The sequence below is a fragment of the Cupriavidus sp. GW821-FHT07C08 genome (assembly GCF_059419025.1).
In genome coordinates, this window is record NZ_JBWKQZ010000002.1 from 1 (window position 1) to 25,423 (window position 25,423).

At 59.5% G+C, this 25,423-nt stretch carries 23 protein-coding genes and 1 other annotated feature; of the genes, 6 read left to right on the forward strand and 17 right to left on the reverse strand.

The genetic code is table 11. The features are described from left to right. Nucleotides 1-86: 86 nt before the first annotated feature. Nucleotides 87-371 (reverse strand): hypothetical protein, encoded by a 285-nt coding sequence (locus tag AC07UK_RS03175; RefSeq protein WP_143010703.1) that lies wholly within the window; start codon nt 369-371, stop codon nt 87-89. A gap of 715 nt (nt 372-1,086) precedes the next feature. Between AC07UK_RS03175 and yfcF the strand changes: the two genes are divergently transcribed. Next, nucleotides 1,087-1,719: a glutathione transferase gene (gene yfcF / locus AC07UK_RS03180; RefSeq protein WP_081050239.1), complete on the forward strand. Its 633-nt coding sequence runs from the start codon at nt 1,087-1,089 to the stop codon at nt 1,717-1,719. 233 nt (nt 1,720-1,952) lie between these two features. Here yfcF and AC07UK_RS03185 read toward each other — a convergent pair whose 3' ends face one another. The 3 genes from AC07UK_RS03185 to AC07UK_RS03195 form a co-directional block, all read right to left on the reverse strand. Further along, nucleotides 1,953-2,981 (reverse strand): ComEC/Rec2 family competence protein, encoded by a 1,029-nt coding sequence (locus tag AC07UK_RS03185; protein ID WP_058697642.1) that lies wholly within the window; start codon nt 2,979-2,981, stop codon nt 1,953-1,955. 17 nt (nt 2,982-2,998) lie between these two features. Next, on the reverse strand, nt 2,999-5,584 hold the full coding sequence (locus tag AC07UK_RS03190) for a hypothetical protein (protein WP_058697641.1): 2,586 nt from the start codon (nt 5,582-5,584) through the stop codon (nt 2,999-3,001). 248 nt (nt 5,585-5,832) lie between these two features. Beyond that, a complete protein-coding gene (locus AC07UK_RS03195) occupies nt 5,833-6,198 on the reverse strand; it encodes a hypothetical protein (protein ID WP_058697640.1) in 366 nt (121 codons plus the stop codon). Nucleotides 6,199-6,590: 392 nt separating this feature from the next. Here AC07UK_RS03195 and AC07UK_RS03200 point away from each other — a divergent pair, with 392 nt between their 5' ends. Together AC07UK_RS03200 and AC07UK_RS03205 are read left to right on the forward strand one after the other, a co-directional pair. Continuing rightward, nucleotides 6,591-6,740, forward strand: coding sequence for a hypothetical protein (locus tag AC07UK_RS03200; RefSeq protein ID WP_158577656.1), 150 nt, complete (start codon nt 6,591-6,593; stop codon nt 6,738-6,740). Nucleotides 6,741-6,993: 253 nt separating this feature from the next. After that, a protein-coding gene (locus tag AC07UK_RS03205; RefSeq protein ID WP_412459403.1) for an IS3 family transposase occupies nt 6,994-8,177 on the forward strand; the annotation gives its coding sequence in 2 pieces (ribosomal slippage) (nt 6,994-7,234 and nt 7,234-8,177; 1,185 coding nt in all). Next, nucleotides 7,221-7,337 (forward strand) — a sequence feature (AL1L pseudoknot). It overlaps the preceding gene by 117 nt. 319 nt (nt 8,178-8,496) lie before the next feature. Here AC07UK_RS03205 and AC07UK_RS03210 read toward each other — a convergent pair. Further along, nucleotides 8,497-8,637 (reverse strand): hypothetical protein, encoded by a 141-nt coding sequence (locus tag AC07UK_RS03210; protein ID WP_158577655.1) that lies wholly within the window; start codon nt 8,635-8,637, stop codon nt 8,497-8,499. A 142-nt stretch (nt 8,638-8,779) separates the two neighbouring features. On the opposite strand from AC07UK_RS03210, the gene AC07UK_RS03215 reads away from it, so the two are divergent. After that, nucleotides 8,780-9,931, forward strand: coding sequence for a PIN domain-containing protein (locus tag AC07UK_RS03215; RefSeq protein ID WP_058697637.1), 1,152 nt, complete (start codon nt 8,780-8,782; stop codon nt 9,929-9,931). 558 nt (nt 9,932-10,489) lie between these two features. Beyond that, on the forward strand, nt 10,490-10,930 hold the full coding sequence (locus AC07UK_RS03220) for a pyrophosphatase (RefSeq protein ID WP_233528052.1): 441 nt from the start codon (nt 10,490-10,492) through the stop codon (nt 10,928-10,930). Nucleotides 10,931-10,934: 4 nt separating this feature from the next. Here AC07UK_RS03220 and AC07UK_RS03225 read toward each other — a convergent pair whose 3' ends face one another. The 9 genes from AC07UK_RS03225 to AC07UK_RS03265 all read right to left on the reverse strand — a co-directional run bounded on the left by AC07UK_RS03225 (nt 10,935) and on the right by AC07UK_RS03265 (nt 21,371). Next, nucleotides 10,935-11,858 carry a hypothetical protein gene (locus AC07UK_RS03225; RefSeq protein WP_058697636.1) on the reverse strand — a complete coding sequence of 308 codons (924 nt, stop codon included), beginning with the start codon at nt 11,856-11,858 and terminating at the stop codon, nt 10,935-10,937. Beyond that, nucleotides 11,855-13,810 carry an ORC-CDC6 family AAA ATPase gene (locus tag AC07UK_RS03230; RefSeq protein WP_070940829.1) on the reverse strand — a complete coding sequence of 652 codons (1,956 nt, stop codon included), beginning with the start codon at nt 13,808-13,810 and terminating at the stop codon, nt 11,855-11,857. Before AC07UK_RS03230 ends, AC07UK_RS03225 begins: the two co-directional genes overlap by 4 nt. An 8-nt stretch (nt 13,811-13,818) precedes the next feature. Next, nucleotides 13,819-14,712, reverse strand: coding sequence for a phosphoribosyltransferase-like protein (locus AC07UK_RS03235; RefSeq protein WP_058697634.1), 894 nt, complete (start codon nt 14,710-14,712; stop codon nt 13,819-13,821). A gap of 11 nt (nt 14,713-14,723) precedes the next feature. Further along, nucleotides 14,724-16,004, reverse strand: coding sequence for an HsdM family class I SAM-dependent methyltransferase (locus AC07UK_RS03240; protein WP_081050238.1), 1,281 nt, complete (start codon nt 16,002-16,004; stop codon nt 14,724-14,726). 318 nt (nt 16,005-16,322) lie between these two features. Then, nucleotides 16,323-16,520, reverse strand: a complete 198-nt coding sequence (locus AC07UK_RS03245) for an H-NS family nucleoid-associated regulatory protein (protein ID WP_233528051.1) — start codon at nt 16,518-16,520, stop codon at nt 16,323-16,325. 231 nt (nt 16,521-16,751) lie between these two features. Continuing rightward, entirely contained in the window at nt 16,752-19,226 is a 2,475-nt protein-coding gene (locus AC07UK_RS03250) for a DEAD/DEAH box helicase (RefSeq protein ID WP_058697632.1), read from the reverse strand. Between the two features lie 155 nt (nt 19,227-19,381). Continuing rightward, a complete protein-coding gene (locus AC07UK_RS03255; RefSeq protein WP_116318646.1) occupies nt 19,382-20,095 on the reverse strand; it encodes an RES domain-containing protein in 714 nt (237 codons plus the stop codon). Next, on the reverse strand, nt 20,095-20,715 hold the full coding sequence (locus AC07UK_RS03260) for a hypothetical protein (RefSeq protein ID WP_058697631.1): 621 nt from the start codon (nt 20,713-20,715) through the stop codon (nt 20,095-20,097). Before AC07UK_RS03260 ends, AC07UK_RS03255 begins: the two co-directional genes overlap by 1 nt. Before the next feature lie 11 nt (nt 20,716-20,726). Next, nucleotides 20,727-21,371 (reverse strand): single-stranded DNA-binding protein, encoded by a 645-nt coding sequence (locus tag AC07UK_RS03265; protein WP_081050237.1) that lies wholly within the window; start codon nt 21,369-21,371, stop codon nt 20,727-20,729. 656 nt (nt 21,372-22,027) lie between these two features. On the opposite strand from AC07UK_RS03265, the gene AC07UK_RS03270 reads away from it, so the two are divergent. Then, nucleotides 22,028-22,219: a hypothetical protein gene (locus AC07UK_RS03270; RefSeq protein ID WP_081050236.1), complete on the forward strand. Its 192-nt coding sequence runs from the start codon at nt 22,028-22,030 to the stop codon at nt 22,217-22,219. Between the two features lie 319 nt (nt 22,220-22,538). Here AC07UK_RS03270 and AC07UK_RS03275 read toward each other — a convergent pair whose 3' ends face one another. From AC07UK_RS03275 to AC07UK_RS03285, 3 genes are all read right to left on the reverse strand, one after another. Further along, the gene (locus AC07UK_RS03275) at nt 22,539-23,531 is read right to left on the reverse strand and encodes a hypothetical protein (RefSeq protein WP_150984231.1); all 993 of its coding nucleotides are present in this window, start codon (nt 23,529-23,531) and stop codon (nt 22,539-22,541) included. Nucleotides 23,532-23,941: 410 nt separating this feature from the next. Beyond that, entirely contained in the window at nt 23,942-24,196 is a 255-nt protein-coding gene (locus tag AC07UK_RS03280; RefSeq protein WP_058697629.1) for an H-NS histone family protein, read from the reverse strand. Next, on the reverse strand, nt 24,180-25,358 hold the full coding sequence (locus tag AC07UK_RS03285; protein WP_058697628.1) for a DNA-binding protein: 1,179 nt from the start codon (nt 25,356-25,358) through the stop codon (nt 24,180-24,182). Before AC07UK_RS03285 ends, AC07UK_RS03280 begins: the two co-directional genes overlap by 17 nt. Between the last annotated feature and the right edge of the window lie 65 nt (nt 25,359-25,423).

Consider the following 25,423-nt stretch of genomic DNA (forward strand, 5'->3'; position numbering starts at 1 on the left):
TACCTGTTGCCATGTTCTGAATGTTCCAAGGAAGACTAGTTGTAGATGACGCCACCGGCCTGCGCCAGACGTGCGGCTATCTTGTATCACAGGTGAGCCGTCGCAGACAATCCAGGTTTTTTCGAACGGGCTCCGACGAGCTGTACCATGACGTTGTGCGCGAAGGTTTGCGTCAACTCGCCGGTCAGCGTGGTTTCGACTTCCCCGGCCACCTGAACGCGACCGGTTGCCGCAGCGTGCGATCGCGCTGCAGCAGAATGCGATGTTCGTACAGCCACCGTTTGAGATCCCGCAGCAAGCCATTGCGATCCTGTTTGCCCGAGATCGCCCTTGAACCAGCGCACCACATAGCGGCGCTGATGCTCCGTCATCGCGCCGAAGCCGAGTGCCCGATACGCGCAGGTCTGTGCTCGACCAGCGTGTCGATGTGACATCATAAGGCGCGTACAGCGTGCCGAGATCGGGCGGCTCAATGCCCAGTTGCTCGCCCGGGTGTTGCCTGAGATTGCGCGGTACGTACCGGCAGGCCTCGGTGCGCCCCGACTGCAGTGAAGCGAATGTTATCGCCGAGGGCATCGAGCGCCGTCCCAGCGCGGATGGTGACTGGGCAGACTACGCGAACACCGGTCTAAGCACCGACGCCCGCGGAGTTACCGATCGCTGTGGGAGCAGATCCACGGCCCCGGCTCATGGATCGCCAACCCGTGAGTGAGCCTGGTGGAGTTCAGGTTTCAGACATGAGCATCAACCCACGCCCTCGCCCAGACGAGGCCTTCCGCGACTGCCCGCTGGAAGCTCGGGTAGAAGCCAATCGGATCGGAGGTCTCCAGCACTTGGGTGCCCTTCTCTACGGCCCCCGAAGCTTCGAACGAGCCGTCCCCCATGGGCTTCGCAAAGCCTCGAATGGTGTATCCCCCGTAGGTCTCTGTTGCCATAGTCCCCCCCGTCCGTTTCGGAGGATCGTAGCATGACGAAACAAACGCCCCATCCCGGCCATAAGCGGTCCCTCCACATTGTCAGCGCGAAGCGGTCACTCGCCGTATATCATCAAGGCTCCGCACGAGCGGACCCGCCAAGGAGATCACGTTGAAGGAAAATAGTCTTCGCCTATATGCCGATGCTCAGTTTGCTAGCCCCTACGCCATGTCGGCTTTTGTGGCTCTTCACGAAAAGCGATTGCCATTTGAACTTTCGACTGTGGATCTCGGCAGTCGTGCAAACTATGACGAGAGCTATACAGCCAAGTCGTTGACCCAGCGCGTACCCACGCTGATGCATGGGGACTTCGCTTTGTCGGAATCGTCAGCAATCACGGAGTTCCTTGACGATGCTTTTCCGGAAACGCCCGTATATCCCCAAGACAGATATCTTCGCGCGAGGGCACGCCAGGTGCAAGCCTGGCTCCGCAGCGATCTGATGCCCATCCGACAGGAACGCTCAACTGAGGTGGTGTTCTACGGGGTGTCCGGACCGGCGCTTACCCCTGCGGCCCATGCAGCGGTGCAGAAGTTGTTTCGTGCGGCCGAGGCTTTGCTCTCTGGAGATGCGCCAAATCTCTTTGGGGCTTGGTGCATCGCCGACACAGATTTGGCGTTAATGCTGAATCGCCTCATCCTGAATGGCGATCCGGTACCAACAAGGTTAATGGACTACGCTGCGCGTCAGTGGGAGAGGCCCTCCGTGCAGCGATGGGTTGGACTGAAACGTCCTCCGCTTTGAATGTGCGAAGCCAGACAAGAGTTGACTTTGCGGCTCCAGTCCAATGCTGCTGGCAACCTGACTCTTGTTTCGGCTCGATGTCCGCTCGTCAGAAAAGCGAACGGCGGAGATGGGTTGCGCCGACCGCCGCCTTCCATTCAGCTGACGCCAGTCGACCCGAAGAGTCAGTCAGTTCCTAGCCGAAGCGGCCGTTCCCCGATTACGATCGAAGGGGGAGACTGGTCCCGTGGGCTTCAGAGTGAAACTTCGACAAACTGCTCGCCGGCCATCGGATAGAGGGGCTTGAAGCTCGGCCACCCTTCCGGTTTGAGGCGCCATCTCGAGGTGTGCGGCACGTCGTAGTTGAAGAAGATCTCTGGGTGCTTGCCTTTGGCAATCAGCCGCGCGATCAGCTCGTTGTCGGGATGCCGGTACTTCTTTCCGCTCGTGCTAATCAAGAATCGCGAGCACCGGAGGGACGTCAGGAGATCCAGGTCAGTATTGGCCTTGCTGCCATGGTGAGACACCTTGAGCAGATCGATCGGCTCTTGCTTCGAGTGATGGACCGCGAGCCCAGCCTTCACCACTTCGGCGAACGCGTCTGCGGCCAACAACATGCGCTTGTCGCCGAACTGCAGTAGTAGAGCAATACTGCTGCCGTTGGGAGTGGAGCTATCGGACCGGGACTTTGACTTGGACAACTGTGAGAAGTCTCCTGGGGGCCAAGGGTCCTTGCGTCCCAGTCGGTCACCGGGGCCTGCGGGCGGCTCCGTCGGCGGCAACTCGGGATTCGCCCATTCCTCCGACAGCTTCTTCAGCGCCAAGGCATCTGGTGACAGCACCCGCACCTGTAGCTTGCCTTCAAGGATGACCTCCTTACACGATTGTTGGATCGTGCCCCTATCCGGAAACGCGTGATTCCAGGGAAGATTCCGGCGCCGGATCAACTTCGACAGAGCGTCGCCTTCACTCGGACCAAGCCTGTCTGCCTGTCGCAGGTGTTGATAGCCGTTGAACCATACGTCCGCGATGTCGAGCCACTCGGGCGGGTCGCTCAGCAGTTCGATCATCCCCTCGATGTGATCGAGGTCATAATGCGTCACCACCAGAGCCTCCAGTCGAAGCCGGCCGTTGACGCATAGCGGCTTCAGTACGGCCAGCAGCGCTTCCCGGGTGCCAGCGGGTCCGCCGTCGACTAGCACATGGCGAGGCCGGTCCGGGTTGCCGTAGCTGACGAGCAGCGCGTCGCCGTGTTCGGCTTGGATGGCTCTGATTCGAAACATGCGCTTCTCCACTCCGCTCATTTGTTGCCGAGCACCGTGTCGGCATCGCCGAATGCCACCAGGGCCAGGCCAAGCGCGATCTCGTCCGCCAGGAATTTGCGCCGCAGCGTGCCCATGATCTCCCCGACCAGAACAGGTGTCGGTGACTTCGCCGCACTGAGAAACCCAATCGCTAGATCCCGTGCCGCCCGATTGGCATGGCGACCTAGCACGTCCGTCATCGCCGCTACGACCATGCGCGCGCCATGCCTCAACAACACCGTCGGCAAGGTGCCCCCCGGCAGGTCTCCGTAGCCGGTGCTGCATCCAATGGTGATTGCCACGGGCGCCCCCATCCCGACATGCATCCGGGATATCCCCGCCAGGTTGAGGCCGACCTCTTCTTCCAAAAAGAGTTGGGTATTCTCCATGTGGACCACGAGCAGCAGCAGCGACGGGGACTGTTCGGCGACGCGGGCCTTCCAATGGGCCCAGGTTGGAAGCCTTTGAACCCCCAAGGACTTTTCGATGTCGGCGAGTCGAACCACCGCGTGTGGAGCGACGTCTTCGTCTTTGAAGTCATCGGCGCGGTCGCTTGCCGCGAAGGCGACGGTAGACAAGTCCTTGATCTCCAGTCGCGTCCGTGCTCCTGGTGCGGCCGGTCTCCACAGAGGCGCGGGAAGTCCAGGCTTCCATGTGTGTCGTTCGACGATCGCGGACACGCCGACAAAGCCCATGGGGCACAGCTGCACGGCGGCCTCCCGAATGGGACATCCCGGAATGGCATGTCCGCTCTTCAGGCATCCGTGGCGTTGTGAGCACAGTTCCGCATCGCTCGACTCCGGCACTGTGCCTTCATAAAGATACTCGATCGGGAAAAAGGCATTGCTCTGCGTCACCAGCTGGACGCGTGTCAGTTGGCCCGGCCAGGTGGGCACGAGCTCGCGGAGGCTGGACAACAGCAGGGAACCCTGATTGGCCAGGTCAAGCAGCATCGGCGCAAGCGGCGTTTCGGGGTCCACCACGGCCTGTTGAAGGATAGCCAACAGCTTTTTGCGGGCCTTCTCGGTGTCCGTATCGGTCAGCGGGGAGAAGATCGCTTCGCCCTCGGCGGTAATCAATGCGACGCTGGGCTGGTTCCCGAGGCTGTCGTTGACCAGCAGGGCCAAGTCGAAGTTCTGCTTCTTGCGATGAACGGGCGTCACGACATTCTCGATGAAGAAGTGGATCGCCTCTCCAGGGGCTGATTGAAGGCGAGCGGTCTGGAGAATGCGCGCGCCGTCGCTCACCACGAGGCGCAGATCGACGGGACCGTTCCTGATCTCGCGAGAAAACGTGACAGCCTCGGAATCCCCCGTCCTTCTCACGGTCAGCGGCCGAGTGACCGGAGCACTTCCGATCTCAAGCAGGTGGACCATCAAAACTTTACTGTCGCCGTCCCACTCGACCTGCTGTTCCGGGAAAGCCGGGCGAAGGCTGTGCAACGGCGTCCTGAGTCGGATATCGACGACGATGTCCACCACGCCATGAAGAGGCCAAGTCTCGAGCTCCCGATGGCCCTGCCGGACACGGGAATCCAGCACCCTCTCCATGGGTGGAACGTGACGCTTGGCGTCGGTGCCCGGCCGTTCGCCATCGATCGTCGGCAAAAATGGCGTGAGCTCGGGGGCATCCAGCAAGACCTCTGGCGACGGGGCTGCTCGCTGCGCATGGGTCAATCCGAGGTAATCGCCGCGCCTCTCCTTGATCAAACTCTGGCGCAGGAATCGGGCGCTACCCACGATAAACGTTTGAGTTGATGCCAAGATTCGGCCGCTGGCATTCGATTGAGCATTGGCTTCCTCAATGGCGTCTCCGAGGGGCAGTCCAAACTCACCCCATGACGTCAGCTGAAGTCGGAGCCATTCGGTGATCTGTCCGTCATCGACGTCGACATGAATCACGCACTGCGCGCTGAACCGGTCCCGCAGACTCTCGATCTGGGCCAGCAGATTTCCCCCCTGCCTGCCATACAAGATCACGACCCGAGCCGCGACCATATCGCCCAGTGCCGCCAACGATTCGGCAACGACGATGTCGGCGACCTTGGCATCAGGACGCCAGACGACGTGGCGAGGCAATACCTCGTCGCTGCGAAGGCGATCGAGCGCGAACCGAGTGCCTGCGATGACGCGCAGCGGCGATTGCTCGGTCGCAGTCAATGGGAAACGGGGTCGAGTGTTCCGTGGCCAGTCCGCGAAGACGCGCTCAGGCCCCACGACCGTCGAGAGCTCAAGGGCGACCGAATTGACGGTTTCGGCATGTCCTGGCCAACTCCATACCGACCTGACCACCTTGATGCACAGCGGCCCGCGACGATTCAGCGACGCGAACGCCCGGGCAATAGAGATGGCGACCAGCGGATCCACCCACTTGTCGGCCTCCATCACGCTCGCGTCGCCGCCCCACTTGGCGAGACCACTCTTTGGCACCGCACGTTCCAGCGCGTCACGCGCGTCGCCAGGGTCGTTCCACCAGGTCCAATCATTGCTTTCGAACAGAATACCGAGCCCCGCCCGCGCGGCGGGGCCAAGGTAGGCGTCCTCTTCGCCCAGCCATTGGATGTCCTTGTCTTTCTTGTCCATTCGGAAGTGCCAGAGATCCCTCCGCCTAAATCATGCGGGGAAGGTGAAGGCCAATTGAGCCAGAGAGCCCCGGCTGTAAGGCAGTCGACCTCGCGCCGTCTGGAAAATTTTCCAGGCCGCCATGAAGGCCATGCAACGTACGCCGTTAAGCCATAGGCTGGGCACCGCGTGAGCTTCTAGTTCGCTTGGGGCAGGACGGATGCGCCTAACGTAGCCCGTTCAAAAGCTCTTGAACGGGCTACGGGGCATCATTGCGATGCTCGCTTGTCGGCGGTGAAGTAGAGATAGAGTAGCCCAACGGGAGCTACGAAAACCGCAAAAACCCAGCAGAACGCCATAGTGATGTACTTGGCAAGGAGCATCAAGAACGCGTTCATGAAGAAGGCGTTGTTACCAAGGATATAGCTGACAACACCTTCGTAGACAAAGCGTGAGTAGGGGTAGAGAAGCGAGCTCACACTTAGGAAGAGCACCATCGCGAGTGACATCCACTCACTCTTGCTATGGCTCCAGGCAAATATGAAGATCGCTGGGAAGATGAGGCCGAACAGGAAGTGGCGAATATAGCTTTGGAGCGAAAGGCCGCCAAACGACTTAACAAGTGCGGGATGCATGTGCTTACAATGATAGTTTGCTTGTACGGCGACAATTGCGCCTAAGCATGTAGTACGGCAAATCTTGCAAGGCTTTCATACCTCTTCGGTAGGGGGTAGTGAGTTCCTGCTCAAGTAATGAGCACCTCGGCACTGCTCACACCGATATTTTGATAATTGAGCGTCGGTGGACCGTACTGCACCGGACGCTCTTTGCACTTCGGCCCGATCCTGCCGCCAGCTTATCCCCAAGCGATGCTGGAGGACATCAAGCTTTTTCGCCAATGAGCAAGCGTGCCCAGGCTTCGCCGGCTCGCGCAGCGCCTAACATCGACAGTCATCGTTTTCGCACAACCGAATTCTGTACGTTCTCGTCGCGCGCTGTCGCCAAGATCCAGGCTGGCGACTGAACGATGCGTTCGGGCAAGCTACAAAATGGCTTCAAACATCGGCCGGAAGAACAATTTCCTGCAGCGATTCTTGAAGCAACTTTGTTACCGTCATCGCTCAATCGGCGTGCCGGCGGAGCAGCAGCAGGAAAAAAATCGTGCAAACTGACATGAATCGTTGGTTTGCATAATTTTGTTCCTGGATTTTGCAGCATTTTGTTCCCGACCCCAATGGGCAGTTTGCCTGGCACGCTGGAGAACGCACGCGGGCGGTAAGCGCGGCAGGCTCCGCTAGCTCGCGCAGCGCCAGCGGTCAGCGATGGGCACCGTTTTCGCACAATGAACCGCCCCGGGTTTTGAGGAGGCTCCAACTCTTGAGAGCAAGCAGAACAAGTATTCCCCCGAAGTCCGCGAGCGAGCCGTTCGCCTGGTGCTGGCACAACGTGGAGAGCATCCGTCGCTGTGGGCGGCGGTCAACGCCATCGCCCCGAAGATTGGCTGCTCGGGCCATACCTTGCTGAAATGGGTTGAGCGTGAGGAGATTGACCGTGGGCAGCGGGATGGCGTCACGACTGTCGAGCGTGAGCGCCTCAGGGAGCTAGAGCGGGAGAACAAAGAGCTGCGCCGTGCCAATGAGATCCTGAAGCTGGCCAGCGCGTTTTTCGCCCAGGCGGAGCTCGACCGCCGGCTCAAGTCCTGAAGACCTTCGTCGATGAACATCGCGATGTCTTCGGGGTCGAGCCGATCTGCAAAGTCTTGCAGATTGCCCCGTCGTGCTACCGGCGCCATGCCGCTCGGCTTCGCGATCCGTCGCGACGCAGCGCCCGGGCGATTCGTGATGAGCGGCTGAGGCCCGAGATCAAGCGGGTCTGGGAGGACAACATGCAGGTCTATGGTGCGGACAAAGTCTGGAAACAGATGAACCGGGAAGGCATGGCAGTGGCGCGCTGCACGGTCGAACGACTGATGAAGCAGCTTGGCCTGGAGGGGGTGTGCCGGGGCAAGAAGAAGCGCACCACGGTGGCCGACGACTCGGTGCCGTGCCCGCTGGATCGCGTCAAGCGCCAGTTCCACGCCACACGGCCCAACCAACTGTGGGTGAGTGATTTCACCTATGTTTCAACCTGGCAGGGCTGGCTATACGTGGCCTTCGTGATCGACGTGTTCGCCCGGTGTATTGTTGGCTGGCGCGTCAGCACTTCGATGACCACGGACTTCGTACTGGATGCCTTGGAACAGGCACTTTACGCGCGTCAGCCCGACAATGATGGGACACTTATCCACCACTCGGACAGGGGGTCGCAATACGTCAGCATTCGCTATACCGAGCGGCTCTCGGAGGCCGGTATTGAACCATCGGTCGGCAGCCGTGGCGACTCCTACGATAATGCGCTGGCTGAAACCATCAATGGCCTGTACAAGGCCGAACTGATCCACAAGCGTGGCCCCTGGAAAACCCGTGAGGCCGTGGAGCTTGCAACCCTGGAATGGGTGGCCTGGTTCAACAACCACCGCCTGATGGAACACCTCGGCTATATCCCGCCGGCCGAAGCTGAGGCAAACTACTACCGGCAACTTAGCGACACCGCTGCCGCGCCGGCATCAACTTAAACCAAACAGCCTCCTCGATACCCGGGGCGGTTCACAATCCAATTCTGTTCGTGGTCGTCTCTCAAGCGGTGGTGGCTTTGACTTTGGTGCAATTTGCGACGGTTCCCGAACTCAATTGCGTTGCGGGTAGGGCCAGATACCATTTCACACCGTAATGAAAGGCATCAGTTGCAGCGGACTAAGCAGAATTCCGGAAGCAAAGCCAAACACAAAATTTAAGAAAAACAGCTACTCACCCTCCAGAGTCCAGTCGTAAATTGCATTGGGATGAAGACTACCCCGCCAGCAGCGTCCGGGAAGCAGTCCTGCAGCACGCCGGTCATCCCTCGACGCGGCCCGCGGTCGGGCTGTAGTTGGCGCACAGGATGTCGATGGTCAGCGCGTAGACGGCTCGCCCGAACCGGGTACAGCTACTTCCTGTCGGGGCCTCACGCTGGTGCACCCAGAAGATGCGGGCCATGTCCGAATCGCATCGCCTCGGTGGATCACAAAGGCAATAGCATGGAACCTACCCCCGACATTACTATCTAGGTGCAGTCGGGCATGAGCGCGGCGCTGCTCCTGTACCATACCAAGACTATATCACTTGAAACTCTGAGAAAGTGCATAAAGAGGAACTCAAAGACTGGCTGGCCCGCGGCCGTGTCGGGGCGATTGCCATCGACACGAACGTGTTCGATGAGGAAGGGCAAAACATCCATGATGGCAACCTCCCGTTGCTTCGGCAAGTCGAGCAGGCCGGCAAGCGGCTGTTGGTTCCGGACGTTATTGCTCGGGAAATGGAAAGTCATCTGCGGGAAAAGTTTGGCCAGGAGAAAGCCTTCGACTCGAAGGTCCTGAAGCATCTAAAGAAATTTGCCGCCGACGAGGTGGTCAGCGCTGTCGCGCGCGCCATCCACGAGCATGATCGGGATGCGAAGAAGGCGCTCGACGCCTTCTTCGCGAATGTGACGGCGACAGTGATTCAAGCTTCCGACTACACGTCGCTTGAGTCGGTGATGGATCGATACTTCGCTTCGGAGCCGCCATTTGAGCCAGGCGGAAAAAAGAAAGCTGAGTTTCCGGACGCAATCGCTCTGCTCAGCCTCGAAGGATGGGCGAATAAGAACGATACGAAAGTGCTTTGCGTTACGAAGGACGGCGACTGGGAGCGCTACAGCAATCAGTCTGATCGCCTACTCATCACACCTGAACTCGAAGATGTTCTCGCAGCTTTGGTCCTTGTACGGGGCGAAAAGTTGCCCGATCGTGTCCGCGCTGCCGCCGCCATCTGGCTTGAGTCGGAAGCCGCCAAAGAGAAAATTGAAGCCAGCATCCAGTTCCACCTTGATGACCACTCTCCCTTCGTCGATGCCGACTCATATTGCGGTTTTAACGACGAGGTCGTCGAACTCTATCCAAAGCGCGGCTCGCTTGCGATTGATGCGGCAAATGTGGCAGTGCTCTCCGCCGACCATAGCGACGCAGTCATTTCGGTATCTGTCGACTTCGTCGCAAAGGGGAGATTTTCCTTCGACTTCTTTGTTCCCGACTCAATCGACAAGGATGACGTACCGGTTGGCCACGCCTATGCGACGAGTGAAACCGAGGTGAGAGCCGATCTTTCGATCGGGCTCTATCTCGAGGATTTCGCGGCAGACGAAACCCAGGTGCTGTCGGCGGACGACGTTACGGAGATCACTGTCAAGATGTCGGGCCTTCACTTCGACGTTGGGACGATCGGTCCGGACTATTCGAACGATGCACCGGACTAGAGTGCCTTGGGTCGGACGCTCAGTAAGACGCATCCGAACCGCAGAGAACGGTCGGCCCGGGGCGCTCGCAGTTCCGCAGCTCCATCCTGCCAAGATTGGTCAGAAAGAGGTGCTCGGCGCCTTCCCCTCCGATATGTCGGTTCGCGGCAGAGGGGCGGTCATTACTGAACCAGCCCGTGGACGGCTGCATCGAGTCGCGAACCGCCACCCAAGCTCCGTAGATCGCCAGGATCGAGGCAGACAGCGGACCAATTTATGTTTTAGTATCTCTGGCGAGGTCGAGTATGAAACGAAGGCGCAAGGACGCACTCCATCGGGTACTGGCGCACGATCGCTTAAGGCTGAAAGTGGCGCGGCGCGATCGGAAAATTTGACAAGGAACAATGCGGAGATTTCCGCTATTCGCCCGCCAGCTGTCAACAGGTGAACGTGTACGACTTGGAGCAGATCCGCGGGCTGCACCCCCGCAGTGCGCAGAGACGTTGATTAGTATTCTAGAAAGGTTCTACGCCTCGATTCTGTTACCGTAGACCCTTCAGACTTTATTGGAGAATAAGATTGAGCAACCCGTCCTTTGCAAAGCGCATCGCCGAGATGAACGCGATGTACAAGCTGCCGGCGCAGCCGACGCCGGCTCTGCCGGCGGACCCAGCCGATCGGCTGCGCAAGTTCAAGACAACCCTCCTGGATGAGGTAAACGAGATCGACGAGATCATCGCGGCCTGTGAAAGTAAGGCTGAGCCCATCGATGTGCTGGTCGCGGTCGCTGACCTGCTGGGTGACGTGATTGTCTACTGCCGATCAGAAGCGCTGAAGTACGGAATCCCACTCGAGGATGTCTTGAGCGTGATCATGGATAGCAATGAGAGCAAGCTGGGGGCTGACGGCAAGCCCATCTACGACAGCAATGGGAAGTTCCTGAAGGGGCCGAACTATTGGAAGCCGGAGTCGAAAATCAAGGAACTGCTTCAAGCGGCGATTGGCAGCGCCAAGACCTGACGCGTCAACCGGCCGTAGCGGTTGGGGCCGCGTCGTCGCCGCGGTCCACCGTCACTGTGAAGCGGTGCCAGAGATCCACTCCCGTCGACCGCTTTTGCTTGCGGCGCGGATGATCGAAGAGCAAACCAACTTGCTCAGGATAGACACTCGCAAAAATCGCTGACGCAATGCCGCAGGGCTTAGGGCCGATCGGCGCGACAAACATCCGTCTGTCGGTGCCGAGAGCGTCGCGTGTTCGCTCAAGGCACTCGAACGCCGCTTCCGGGTCGTTGGCCGAGCAGTAGTCGAGTTGCAGCTTGTGCTGCTCCAACGCCGGCAGGTGCGGGATGATAGCGTCGAGCTCCCACCCGGGATGGTAGGCGGGTATACCGAAAACCAGCTTGACGTCCTTCGAGGTGATCATCTGGTACTCTTCGAGTGCTCGGTCAAGTCTTTCAGGCTCGAAGCCCAGGAAGAAGACACCAGCTTCGACTTCCTCGCTGGACAGATCGACAATCGCGTTGGGGATGGCAACATAGCCGCGCGTCGGTTCGGACAGGGCGAACTGGTCGGCGCCTTTGCTAACCCGCGTGTATTCCCCCGGTTCGACGTAGATGATATTCACTGTCGTCGCGCCACTGGCCAGCAACGCGTTGGCGGCGCAGAACAGCTCCGCGAAGCCGAGCGTAGTGGCTTCCAGAAACACTTTGCGCCAGTCGTATCCACTGAGCAACTCAACTGCCAGGTCACTCGGTTTCGTTTCGCCGCCGACTGTAAGGGACATGTCTTCGACACCAAAACTGAGCATCACGCGGGCGTCCTTCGGCGCGCACCCGCATGCCGACTCACCGCGCTCATCAAGCTCCTCGCCGTGCAACAGGACGATGTCGTCTGGAAGACTGAGGTCGGCGGCGCTGCTTCCAGAGACTGAAAAGAACCGGACCCTCATGACAACAGCAGGCCGAGCTGAAGCGCATCGGTATCCGACAGCTGGCGCGCAAGCCCGCGCGCGAGATCGCGGTACTCATTCTCGTTGCCCATGATAAGCATGTGAAACTGCTCCACTGATATTTCTAGCTTGCGCTTTCGTCTGTAGCTGATCTGAAAGTATGGCGCGTAGATTGGATTCAGCTGATAGTCCACGATATCCTGGCCAACCCCCGATTTGGATTTGGTTTCCAATTGCTCGACCAAAACCCCGTGCCGTAGCGCCTCCGCGATGAATGCTAGCTCGTCACCCTGCAAAGGACGGCCGCCAGAGTTGATTGTGAACTGATTTTGCTCAGGCTCGCTCATCGCAGGGCTGGCTTGCAGTGCTCTGAAAATGCTTCCTAACCTGAGCACAAACACTCGTAACTGCTCGCCGAAACGCCCGAAGGTACGGATTTCCTTGATCAGCTGTTCGGAGGCGTCATAGGCCGCCCGGCATTGAATATCAACTGCATAGGGTGGTTCAATCTGATCGCGCAGCTCTGCGACCTCGAGAGTTTTGTAGCAAAGGATTAGAAAATTCCGAAGGTTGTTGTTCGACATCGTGCAAAGCGTGTCGAAGCCACTGTACAGCGGACATTCGCGGGCGAATGGCCGATACAGCTCCAAAATCGCCCCGAAGAGATTGTTGTGTATCCATGTGGACTCGAAGGAGCCTTTGCGGTTCTTGGAGAATTTCTTGAGCTCCGCCAGAACATTGTCTGGAAGCAGCGTTTCCCGGTTTAACAACGCGGGGAGCGTCACCAACGCTTCCGCAGGCGCACCTTCAAACAGGAAGTCCTCAACAGCCAAATTGCTCCTGCGATCCTTGAGTGCCTTGCTTATCCGGCGATAAAGGCTTTCCTTCAGCGTCTGAACTTGAAGCGCGTTCGCTGCAATTTGCTTGTCAGTGACGTCGGGAAATCGCGTGCGCATGTCCGCGACGACCTCCCTTTGGTACTGGGGCTTCTGGCGCTCGGCTAGACGTGCATGGGAACAAACAACGTCGAGCAACTCACTATCAAATCGCCCAGCCGCAATGTCCAGGTTGCCGAGGAAAACCTCGGCAAAGAATGGCATGGCAGCTCCGCTAAGCTCCAGATAGTAGTCGAGGTCAACCAACCGGTAGTCGTGGGTGGCGTTAATCGACTCGGGGCCGGACGTATCGTTGTTGGAGGGATGTTCCTTTGACGTGAAGTTGATGATCAGCGGTCGCTGGCTGTGTTTTAGGAACGAGTTCAGGACATGCCGCTGATATGGCACGAGGTTTTCGATTTCATCTACGTAAACAAAGACAGAAAGCGTTGCCAACGAAGCTTTTGCGCGGAGGTCACCCACCAACGACAAAATGAAGTCTCGCCCGGGTGGCAGGACGGGACAGTCCATCGCTTTCACATTGGAAACCCACGTCGTGAACTTGCGTCTTATCGACTCTAGGTATTGGACCAACTGCCGAACGCCTGTTGGCGCATCGTCCAAGTAGTCGGCGGCGCTAGGAAGCGTGAGAGCCGCGAGGTCGTCCGAATTAAAATTCGGAAAAGAACTGTTGGCAATGGCTTCGACCGCACGGAGCAACTCGGTGGCGATGACGAGCCCGAAGTAGCTTTCAAAGACGACGCTCCACTCGGTGTCCTCTATGCCTCGATGCTTGAGCGAGCTGCAGAACTGGGTGTCGACACGCCAGTAGATCCCGATATGGTCGATAGCGTCTGCAGGAATGTCCTTCCTGCGTTTCGAGAACGCCGTGTGGTAATCGAAATATTTCAGCAGCATGGTCTTGCCACAACCACGCTTGCCAGTGATGTAGGCCGACTTGGTGGCCGTCGTCAGTGCCAATCGGTCGAAATAGGGTGGAATAAAGAATTCACCCCATACATCGGCGTCATGTTCCTCGGCGCGCGTGCGCGCTAGCATGGAGGCGTTAATTTGCATGGTCAAGCTCACCGTTCAACCAGCGGCTTCCAACTCGGGGAGACGTCCCAAAGTAGCTGAATCGAATCATCCGGCACTCCGTGCTCAAACGCGACCAGTGCCCCGATATTGCCATAGCCGTTGCCGCCATTTCCGTTCGCAAAAGGTTGATTGCGCTTGTGCACGTCATCATAGACTTCCAGCGGGGATTTCTCATAGCTCCATTGCCCGGTCTCAATCCACTTTTGAGACAGAGATTGAAAGCACATGTCTGCGGTCAGGAGCTCGCCATAAATTAGCGGCACGTTCGGGAACTCCTTCTTTAGATGCTCGCAAGCCGTCTTGTGAGCCATCGCAACAGCGATCGCGACGCGCCCATGAGAAAAATCGATATCCCATCCCCGCAGGAAGTTCGCAAGCTGGACGCCTGTATATGTTCCGTCGTCTACGACGATGAATCGTTCATCTGGCGGCAAGACTTTGACGTCAGAGGGATACTGCTTGTCTATACCATACCGCTGGTTAATCAACCTGGCGATCAGGTCACCGCTCTTTCCGGGCTGGGTTGGCAAGCCGAAAGTCGGAAGCGACGGCGGACCGCAGTAGAAGGTCAGACCAGCGTGGCGTTTAAGCGCATCATTCCACGCAACGTTCTCCCGCAGGCCTAGCTGATCGACAAAGTGGATGGTCGCCTGTTTCAGGGCCTGCCGCATGGAAGACTGCAACTGCTCGTTAGTACGAAAAATCAGGTTTCGTAGGATCAGCCAGGCTAGTGTCTTTTCTTCCGGCGCTTGAAATTGTTTGACCCACTGCTTGATGCGCTCAACGCTAAGGGGGGACCGCACGCCTGTGCGACTAAGCCAGTGAACCGCCCGCTCGACGGAAAGCTGGTCGAAGCTACCGATTTGAGGAATCTGCGACATCGTGAGTCAGGTTAGAACTGAATCTCGAACAAGTTGGTCTTCGACATAAACCTTGCAGCCACACCATGCGCGGAAGAAGCCAGGGCATGCCTACCCAGATCGCTGTCGAAGAACCGATACAGGCGCTCGCGATGTTCATCCATCGCACGCAACGCAAAGATGCAATCGCTAATAACGCATGGTCCGTGAACTACCAAGGCTAGTCGGTCTTCAAGGGATCGGCCCACGCGAGCAAGCAAAATGTCGCCCGGCAGCGCCAGCCGGGCCTCTTCCAACATTTGCTGAGCTTTGCGTTCGCTAAGCGCAAAGCGCTTAGGCACGACCCTCACGGCGTGCTCGCCTAGCGGTTCTGAAAAGTCGCCGAGGTGGAACACCGGAGCCGGGAACGCTGAAATTGACGATGAACAGACTGTCCCTCGCACGACGTCCGTCAATGCTTGGCGTACGGACATCCGCATCGGCCCTTCGCCACTTCGCTGAGGTGACACGACTCGCGCATGAAAGGTGAAATCGAGCCGTTTGACAGCCGCTTCCTGCAGGATCTCGATCGGCACGCTGAGTTGCCCGTCGGAATCCATCTGCCTAAGCGTCACTTGATTCGTCTCGCCGGCGCTCTTAGACAGCACGGCGAGGTAGGTTTGAGCCTCAGTGCCCTTGAACACTCCACGCGGTAGCTGAACCACCTGCTCAATCAAATGTTGTCGAAGCAGGGTCTTTCGCACTCCGGAGAATCGTTCGGCGGTGATAAGGCCGTCAGGAAGGATCAGCCCAAGCTTTCCGTTTTTGCGCAATAGGCGCAAGTTCTGAGCAAGGAAGAGAAGGTCTGCGCCGGCGTCGTGCAGCGAGGCAAGCGTGCCTGACAATCCGGCATCCTCTAGAATTTTGCCAAAATCAGATCGCCACTTGGGCCGAATGTACGGCGGGTTGCAGACTGCCACGTCCACCGTGCCGGGAGCCAAGCCAATCTTGTCGGATAGCGCAGCGTCGAGCACGTCGTGGACATAATGACTGTGTCGGCGGCCGGTCCCGACCATGTCGGCATCCAGGGCCTTCGGAGCGCGGCTGTCGACGTCGACTGTCACCAACTGGGCTTTGTGCCAGCGAGTCGCGGCAGCGGTGCACAAGGAGCCAGAGCCAGAGCCCAACTCAAGAACTAGCTTCGGCTTGGCTACCTCGATCCTATCAACCAATGATTGGCTGACAATGGGCGTGGTGTAGTACCGCCCCCAAGGGTCGGATGTATGACCTGCTCGAGCCAGAACTTGACCCATACCACTTGTTGACGTAGCCATCTCCCTCGTCTGTCACAGCACTGTTATTCTGTGGAGTCGCTACAATTCCAGTGCGGCATGTCCGTAGCAAGACGTGCTAGTGTATCCTAGTTAATGCTCACGATCGGCGACCTCGCGCGCGTTGAACGTTGGAACTGCATTCACGCGTCCAGATTGTGACAACTTCTGCAGAACATTAATCGTGCATTGAAGCGAGCTTCGCTAAACCGCCCGGGCCATGGCACCCCATTGAGGGGCGCCCGGGATTCGAAAGGAGTCCGCCAATCCTCGGCAACCTGAAATCTTCAGCACCCCGGTACCCCGCTCTGTGCGAACGCCTTATCCGACCCGGAAAAACTCCACGCTCTGCCCCGCATTGACCGCCCGCTTGAGCCACGACGGCATCTCGCCCTGCCCGTCCCAGGGCAGCCCTTCCGCGTTGCGATAGCAGACCACCGGCGGTGAGGGTGGCAGCGGGGGCGGATCAAAGCACCCCGCCGCCTCCAGTTCCTCCAGTGTCAACCCATAGTCGGCCATCTGCGCCTGGATTCAGCGGATCGAGTCCGCCCGCTCAGCTTTTGCTGCCATCGTTGCCGTCATCCGAGTGGCCGGGCAGCGTCCCTGCGAAGGTATCGAATCGACATCGGCCGCGCGCCAGCGTCAGGTGATGTCCGCCGACGGAATTCCCTGCGGCCAGGCGCGCAGGGCTGATGCCCGTGTAATCAGCTCCAGGGCGCCGGGCGGGGAGGCCGAAGTCACCGCCATGAACTACGGCTTCATCGCTGGCAGACTTCCGACAATCTGGGCACCAGCAACGCCGCACTCATTCAACCGCCGGCCAACCGTTGCTGGATCGGTGAAGAGCGGCCCATCGAAGGTAAGGCTTAGCACAACCTGCCGCAGACGATCGATGATGCTCATCAGCACCGCTTCGCTCAGCAGGCGAGGACCGAAGCCAATGTCCTCTGCCCGGTCGGCTGCCGTGACATTGGTCGCAAACACCGGTACTGGCTTGGGTGTACCTGGGGCCAGCGAATCATCACACCACTGCATGCTGAGGACGAGTTGCGCTGCCTCTGTCTTGAAGATGGGCGCAGTCTTCTCGCTTTTCGCTTCAATGCAGAGCCCGCAGTCATCGAACAGCCAGAGAACATCCGGTCCCCGACCGGTCTCCTTCTCCGGGCGATTGGAGGTCGCGCCGAGCAGTTCGCCTAGTTCATGCAGACCACGCTCGACGACCTCTGCCGAATTGCCGTACGAAAGCTTCGCACGGACCTCGTCCAATCGCGCCACAGCTGCATTGGCAGAGGCAAAGCTGCTGAACGCCTGGCACACGGCAATTGCCTGATTGGTCAGCCGCGCGAACTTGCGATCTGCGACCTGCTCCGGTCGCGGAAACTTGGTGTTCGCTGCGAAGACGGCCTTGTACGTCTCCGCCGCTTGGGCGGGACTGAACTGATTGAGATACGTCGCAACCCAATAGAGGATCTCGGCCTTCTGGATAGGATGCAATTGGGACGCGTTCGCCGCCTCCCGCAAGCGGGTGACCGCCCCCTGGAAGTTCTTGGCTTTGGCCAGCATCCACGCTTCCCGCATCGCCACCGCAGCCGCTTCGAATGGAGTCAGTGCAGCTGGTCTGGGCTGCCTTGCCTGAACTTTGACGCGCACACGGTGCGCTTCCTTCCAGCCCTCATTGCGGCCCAGCAGGGCCTGCCCCATCTCCGCGATCACGGCGGAAATAGGCCTGCCCTTTCCCGCGTTCTGTGCAAGTTCTCGACCGAGATCCAGTTGCAGACGCGTCCGCGCTTCAAGAAGCGCGACGACGTTCTTGCGGCCGATGAATGCCGCGATGTCGGGGCCAACCAACAGGACCGCCGCATAGTCCGCGCTCGACCGGACTGCGCGCCCCAGTGCCTGCTCGAACTTGTTGACAGTTCTGACTTCGTACTCGGGACTGTCCTTCTGACGGAAAGCATCGGCTTGGTCGGTGATGCGCTCACCGCTCGGGATACCGTCGATCACCAGAATGCGGCAAGCGTCGTCGGGCAAGTCGACGCCATCAAAGCGCTGCGCAAAAACGACATAGTTGCCGATCGTGGTGCGAAGCCGCTCCAGTGCGCCGGCGAACTCGGTGTCCTGAGACAACGTGGCACCAGCATCGGTCCAGGTCTTCGCTTGTGCCGCCGAGGTTGTCAGCACGACGACGTTGGTCTGCTTGGAAAGTTGGGCGCAGACGGCGGCGATCTCCTCCTTCTTGCATTCTGCACTGATGAGGGATGTCGGCAGGATCATGCGCTCACCGGCCCCCTCATCTTCAGCCGGCTCGACAATGCGCCCGTACGCCGCTGGGTCGCAACCCAGCACGGCAATCAGCCCCGAGATATCCTTGATACTGGCCGACATGAACAGCCGGTGCTTGGCTCCGGCATAGGCGGACACCTCCTCAACCGGCGGGACCTGCAGCACAATTTCGGCGGACACGCCCGAAATGCAGCAGCGCGCCAGTTCGAGATAGCGCGCGATGTTTGGCCAGGTGAACCGCAGCGACTTTTCCGTCTTGTGAGGATCCAGTATCTGTGCCACCTGACCGCACACCTGTGCCCAGATCCAGTACGGCACTTCATACAGGGAAGCGACATCATTCTTCATGATGCCGGCCCACGTCGCAGCATCGGTTGGTTCGCACAAGGGCCTAAGCAAAGTCCGGAGCTGATCGAGACACTCTGCCGGCACTTGGACGGTATAGTACTTTCGCACACGTTCGGTGCCAGCATGCACGTCATCGAGCACGATGGCCGAGGGCCGGATCGCCTGGCTCTCGAAGACTGAGCCGCTTGTGAACAGCTTGTCGTACGTGCAAGCAAGAATGGCATCACCGCTCATGGCCGCGTAGGGAAGGCCGGTGCCAAAGGTGGAGACACTCACGCCAATTGCCTGCCCAGTGGCGACAACTTGTTCGACAAGCTGCCTTGTCGGGCACAGATAGACGACGGGCTCCCCCTTGTACTTGCGGCGCATCATCTCCGCATAGATCAGGCCGAGGATGGTCTTACCCGAGCCCGTGCTGAGCTTCATGATCACGTCGCGCTGTACGAGCTGCAGATCCAACGCAGCGAGCGCTGCAAGCTGCGCCGGGCGCAAGCCCGTATGGGTAGCCCTTCTATCCAGTTGCTTGAACAATTCGGCAAGCGTCGCCGGCACTTCAGCCGCCGTCGTCTTCGCCAACGATCCGAAATCAAACATCCACTGACTCCTTTATCCGATTCCTATTCCAGCCAAGCCGCCATTCGTGTGGGCCGTTCTGCATAGCATGAGCCGAGCAATGGACCCGTCCCGGCATCACCATAGCTGTCGTAGCCATGCCGCACCCCGCAACCGCTGCACATGGGAGAGCCGACTCATCGGTCCACCGTAAATCCCCCCTCGAAGGGCTCCGCGTAGCTGCTGTCCCTCCGGAGCGCGTTGAACTCGGGCATTTCAGAGAAGCGCACGACCTGCACATCGACCTGGCGGCGCCATTGCCCCAGTGAGCCGGATTGCACAGCCAGCGCAAGATGGCCCTTATGCTTACGCGACGGATAGCGAAAACCGATCGGTGCGCCGCCGTCGGCAAAGCTCGCCAGGACGTCGAACATCCGCAGGCCGAACCACTGACACCAGTCGTATTCGCCCTCGTGGATGCGATCATAAATGCCCAGCTTGCTGAGAACGGTGCCGTCAAGATCGAGGATGGGGATATCCGCTTGCACGGTGAAGGTCGCGATCAGGCCCGTCTCCGCAATGGCTCGGGGGATATAGAACGTGCCCGGCTGCGTGATGTCGTTCGTGCAGAAGCCGGATTCCCACAGTGCAGTCGTGAGATCCTGGGCGGCATACATCCAGTAGATCGGGTAACGCCCTCCCTCACCGGCCAATGCGGCGGGCGGTCCGAATCGGTAGGTGCGCTCCACGTGTGGCGGGATGACCGCGGCCGGATGCCGGACGGCGCGGACAATCCGGGTGCCGGCCGGCACGAAGACCACCGCGCCGTCCAGCGCCCGACGCAAATGGTCAAGGGTAGGAAGAGTAGCGGCAATCGAAGCCGGTACGACAAATTCTCTTGGTATCAACATCAACTGATCAGATCCGAACTGCGCGAGGACAGCGCGGCCAGCTGCGTGATCACCCTGCCCTGCCGCTCGCTTGCGGCTTGAGCAAGGTGGCCACGCTGCGCAGCAGTTAGCGCCGCTCGCGATTCGAACGCCCTGCCCGCCAGCAACTCGGCCGGCGTCAGGTCGTCGAAGGCGTCAACCGGCGTCACCCAGAACGCATGGATTTCGCTGCTCGGCAGGTTTTTCATCTGGCGCAGGACCGGAGTCAGCAACTCGGGCACCGGCGGCGCGAATTGCCAGGCCGGGAATGCGCGGCCAATCGCCTTGCCGCGGGGGGTGACACAATAAAAGCGTGCATCCTCCACCGCGCGATACAGCGTCGCCTGCGACATGGCCACCAGACCTTGCGCAATGACCTCCGAGGGCTTCAGATATGACACGGCGAGGCGGTCTTCGACTGCCGCCGCCGAGGCGGGGCTGGAGAGCGTTGCCGTCAGGCACTGGCGCACAATGGCCATTACGCGGGCACGCTCGCCAGCGTCGATGGTCTGCTCCAGTTGCTCGTCAATGTCGTGGACCAATTTCTCGACCAGTTGGGGGCCGGGTGCGACGGCAGCCGGCGCGTGAAAACGCGGTGTCATATCAAACTCCTTCAAATGACCGCAACCGGCGGGGCAAAGGCCGGGTGAATCGTCGCCTCCCGGTCGGCGTGGTGGCACGACACTACATGACCAGCGAGGAAGGACCGGACCTGAGCGGCCAAAGCAGAAAGGCGGTGCGTCCGCCGGGATTCCGCAATCGAGGCGCGAAGAGCGCTGCGCACAAGACGGCGAACGACTGCCGTCAATCTGGCCGGAACGTGTCCTCCCAGCAGGTCTAGATACAGGAGTGCGCGCGTCTCCCTGGTGTCATACCCGAATTCGACGACATCCCTCAGAAGTCGCCAGTAACGGTGGGCCACTGCGAGGCGGATGTTCGCGACCGGCGCGTCGGACGGCAGGCACCGTACTTCGGGACCCTCGCCCAGCTGGCCCACCAGGATGACGCGATTGACCTTAGGCTTCGCCGGCGTCTCCAGACCCGGATCCGCTTCCCCGCGCACCTCGGCGGCGATCTCGATCGTCCGCGGGCCGAGCAGCTTCCGATAAAGCGCACTGAGCGCGGCGACATCGGCCTCGTAGACGGGCTCGCGGTCGTCTGCTTTGTTCACCCCCGCTTCCCGAAGCCTCTCGAGAAGCGTGTCCGGCTCGATACGCATGCGGGCGGCCAGATCGGCCACACTAGAATAGGAACTCATGTCAGAGGCAGACGAACTGTGGATGATTCCCAGAGGCTACTCAATTTTCTCAACATTCGCAAGATTCTCACTGAGAAAATTTAGCAAACGTCATTTAGCGAAAGAGCTGCGCCGAACAATGAGTTCTATCATTCACAATCCGTCGCCGGCTCAAGGTTGACGCCGCTGACCATGGCCCGCAGCCGACTTTCCAGCATCAAGCGCAGACACGTTCGTGCCCCCTTGTCTTCCTCGACGCCCATCTCGAGCAACGTTCCCGCTCTGCGGCTAAGCAGTGGAGGTCGGGCCCGGCAAGTTCTACCCCGCGGGGTCTCCTGCGCCGTTGATCGAGGGGGCGATCCAAGGCGATGAGTTGCCGACCTATGGCAGAACCTGGCGCACCCGGCTACATGCCATGAGGTTTCCGGAATACAAGGGCGGCCTGAATTCACTACCGCCGAATCGGTGGCCAAGCCCACCCGAGAGTCGCCCCCGCCCTTATGCGCTGAAGAGCATAAGGGCGCATCTTGGCCGCAGGCCTTGAACGTTCGGCGTACCCTACCGGCAGGTTCCTCGCACCGATGCATTCACTGCCGTTCTCATCGTCCTCCGTGGCACTCGATCCACGGACCAGCGGTCGGAGTTTCCGTCTTCCGACGCCGACAAAGGAGGCCGACGTGCTGAGTCCGCACGAAATCGCCGCGCTACTGCTGATTGGCGATGCGCAGGGGATTGATGACCTCGAGCCAGATCAATTAGATGGCCAAAAACTGGTCACGATCGAGCGCGGACATGCCCGCGGCCATGCTTACCCTCGTCTGACGCGTCAAGGACAGTCCATGCTCGAGGCCGTGCGAAGCAGTCGGTAAGACTATCCCTGGGCCGAGGGCGGCGCAATTTCGTCGCGCCTTGCCCGGCTGGTTCCGGACTGCGGGCAACCGGTTCGGCACAACAACCGCTAGCCACCTTGGCATGGTCAGCGGACGATATCGTGCCTTATCTCTGTGCCCGGGCAACGCCAGCCTCACGTTCTTCCTGGCCCAGCACTGCAACTAACCGTCGCCAACCAGGAATGGCTGAAGCGGCAACGGCTGTAGCCGGTTCCGGTCGCTCGAGCAGCGACCCGGTCGGGCATCCGAAGGTCCGCTCGCTCAGTTGCGGAGCGTTCCGACCATCATTTTGGTGTCCTTAGTATTCGGACAGATAACCGGTACCGTACTTTCGCTCAAACTCGCTCATGTATTTTTTCCATAGACCAAGACGCTTCATTTCTTGGATACACTCCTCTCGATTTGACATCGTCGCTCGATAGCGGTCCGTTAGGGCGAAATTCAATACTGCCTCAGGAGTTTTGTAAGCATCAGATCGCACGATAGTCTCACTGAACATTGTGTGATGTGCTACCGACCGCAGGAACCCATCAAACCCAAGCGTACCTAGAAGTTTTTTGTTTGCATCCAGCGCGATCTTTCGAAGCAAATGAGAGCAGAGAATCGCTTGGGTAGGTTCGATAAAAACATCCTCGTTGATCACGTACTTTCGAAGACCGTTGGATGCCTTGTCCAAGAGGTTACTCACCAGCTTATGTACGTCTGCATCAGAAGAATGTTTGACAAGTGCGCGCGACGCACGCCCGTTTCGATGAGCGATGCAGTTTCGACAAAGTCGAAAGTACCTTACCACCTTTAAGATCGGATCGATCGACCTTCCGTCCCATCCGTTTTTGGCATAGAAAGCGCGCAGTCGTTCTTCCGAGTCGTCATCATCATCATTTTCTTCGCCGTCGTTAATATTTGTTTCCTCTATAATTGTCGGTGTCGCTTTATTCATTCCGATATGCCTGGATGACTCTGTGGCCGAATAAAATCGATGCAACTCCGCTTTCGTCCCGATGAGGAAGTCATCAAATGCTGAGAAGACAGAGATTAGGGCAAAGGCTGAGATGGAAGCGTGAGTTCTTCGCTGAATGTCTATTGACATATCTCTGACAGGCGGGGTATTCCAAGACGGATGCGCAAGCTTTATAAGATCGTGCAACTTGTCTGAATCCTGCGGCTCAGCCGAATGACGAACTAACAACAATGCGGAGGAGAGGGCTACCTTCAGGTAAATATTCAGATCTTCATGAAAATAATGGAAACCGCGATATGGGTCGAGTTGAGCATTCGATATATCAATCATTAGAGTTTTTCTGGTTGTTCGGCCGCCTGCAATATAGCCCTTGGCGGTGGCCCGATGGTAGGGGTCATCGTACTTTCCGTGCATTTCCTGACGACGACCTGCAGAAAGTGTCAATCTATCAATGACTTACAAATGCCACGTGGTGATCCAAGGCGCAGAGAGACCGTGCAAGAGGTGGCTCAGCGGTCCGCTACCGCCATTTTTTACAAAAAGTACGATGACCCAGCTAACGCGCTTTTGGACATCATCAGTGCGATTCGCTCCACGCGCGGCCCAGGACATCGCCGCTTGGTCTGCTGGCCCTCCTCAAGGTCTTCCAGAGGGACACCCGGGATTCCCAAATCCGCCATATCCTCTGTAAACCTATGATTGGAAAGGAAAATATATCCCTCGCAGCAGCCGAGCTTCGTTTATCCGGCCCGAAAAAACTCCACGCTCTGCCCTGCATTGACCGCGCGCTTCAGCCAGGACGGCATCTCGCCCTGCCCATCCCAGGTCAGTCCCTCGGCATTGCGGTAGCAGACCACGGGCGGCGGAGGCGGTGGGGGCGGGGGCGGCGGATCGAAGCACCCCGCCGCTTTTAGCTCTTCCATCGTCAGCCCATAGTCGGCCATCTGATCCTGGATCCAGCGGATCGCCGCCGCCCGCTCAGTCTTTGCTGTCATCGCTGCTGTCGCTTCTGTGACTGCTCTCGCTGCCATCTTCCGGGGTGAGGGAGGCCGTCGGCGCCCCCTGATTTTCGTCCAGTTGTTCGCCCGGCTTTTCGTTTAGCCGGCTCCCGGCCTTGCGCCGCCGCGCACCACCGTCTCGCTCAGGCGGCGCCAGCCGCAACTCTGCCAGCAGCTGCCGCACCAGCGCCGCTTCGGCCTCGGCGCGCTCGGCCCGGCGCTGCGCCGCCGCGAGCTCCGCCTGCACGGTGTCCAGGTCGCTGACGGATTTGCGCTGCGCCTGCTCGGCCACCGCGAGCCGATCGGCTAGCGCCGCGGCCTGCGCTTCCAGCTTAGCCCGGCCCTCCGCCTGCGCCACGGCCGCATCACGCGCCTCGCCGCGTGCCGCCGCCAGTTCACCGCGCAACGCTTCGGCCGTGCGTTCGCTCTGCTGGCGCGCCGTGCGCTCGGCGTCGAGTTCGCGCAAGCTGCGCCGCTCGCTGGCTTCGGCGCGTTCCTGCGCGAGCGTTACCGCCTCGCGCGCCCGCTCCAGCTCGGTCGAGAATTGGGTGCGCAGCGCGTCCAGCTGGCGCCGGCCCGCCTCCAGTTCCGTCCGCCCCGCCTCGAGCCGGGCCTGCGTGGCGGCGTGGGCCTGTCGCTCGGCGGCCAGCTCCGCCTGCACGGTGTCGTGCGCCTGCCGGGCTTCGGCCAGCTGGGCCGCGATCGCCGCAGCATCCTCGCGTGCGGCCGCCGTCTCCGCGCGCGCCGCATCCCGCTCGGCTTCCGCTTCGCTCGCGGCGTGACGCGCCTCCGCGCGCAGCGTCGCCAGCTCGGCGGACGCGGCCTCGTTGGCCGCCTGCCAGATCGTCTGCACCGCATTGGCGGCGATCGACTTGAGCGCCTCCGGCAGGTCCGGATGGTCGATGGTGACGCGCGTGCGCCCGCGCAACTCCTGCCAGAACGCCTGCAGCACCTCCGCCGGCGTGCCCATGCTGCCCTTGCGCACCAGGCTGTAGAGCTTGTTGGCGGTGGGCGTGACGCCGTAGCGGAAGAACAGCAGGCCGCAGACCTCGCGGTACAACGCGCGGGTCTCGGGGAAGCGACTGCGTAGCTCGGCAATGTCGTTGGCCATGGCGGTCTGCAGCGCGGCGTCGGTCAGATCCAGGTCGGCAGCGGGCATAGGGAGAAAAAAACAGAAATGTTGATAAATATTACTACGTAATACGTTATATATACAATTTTCTT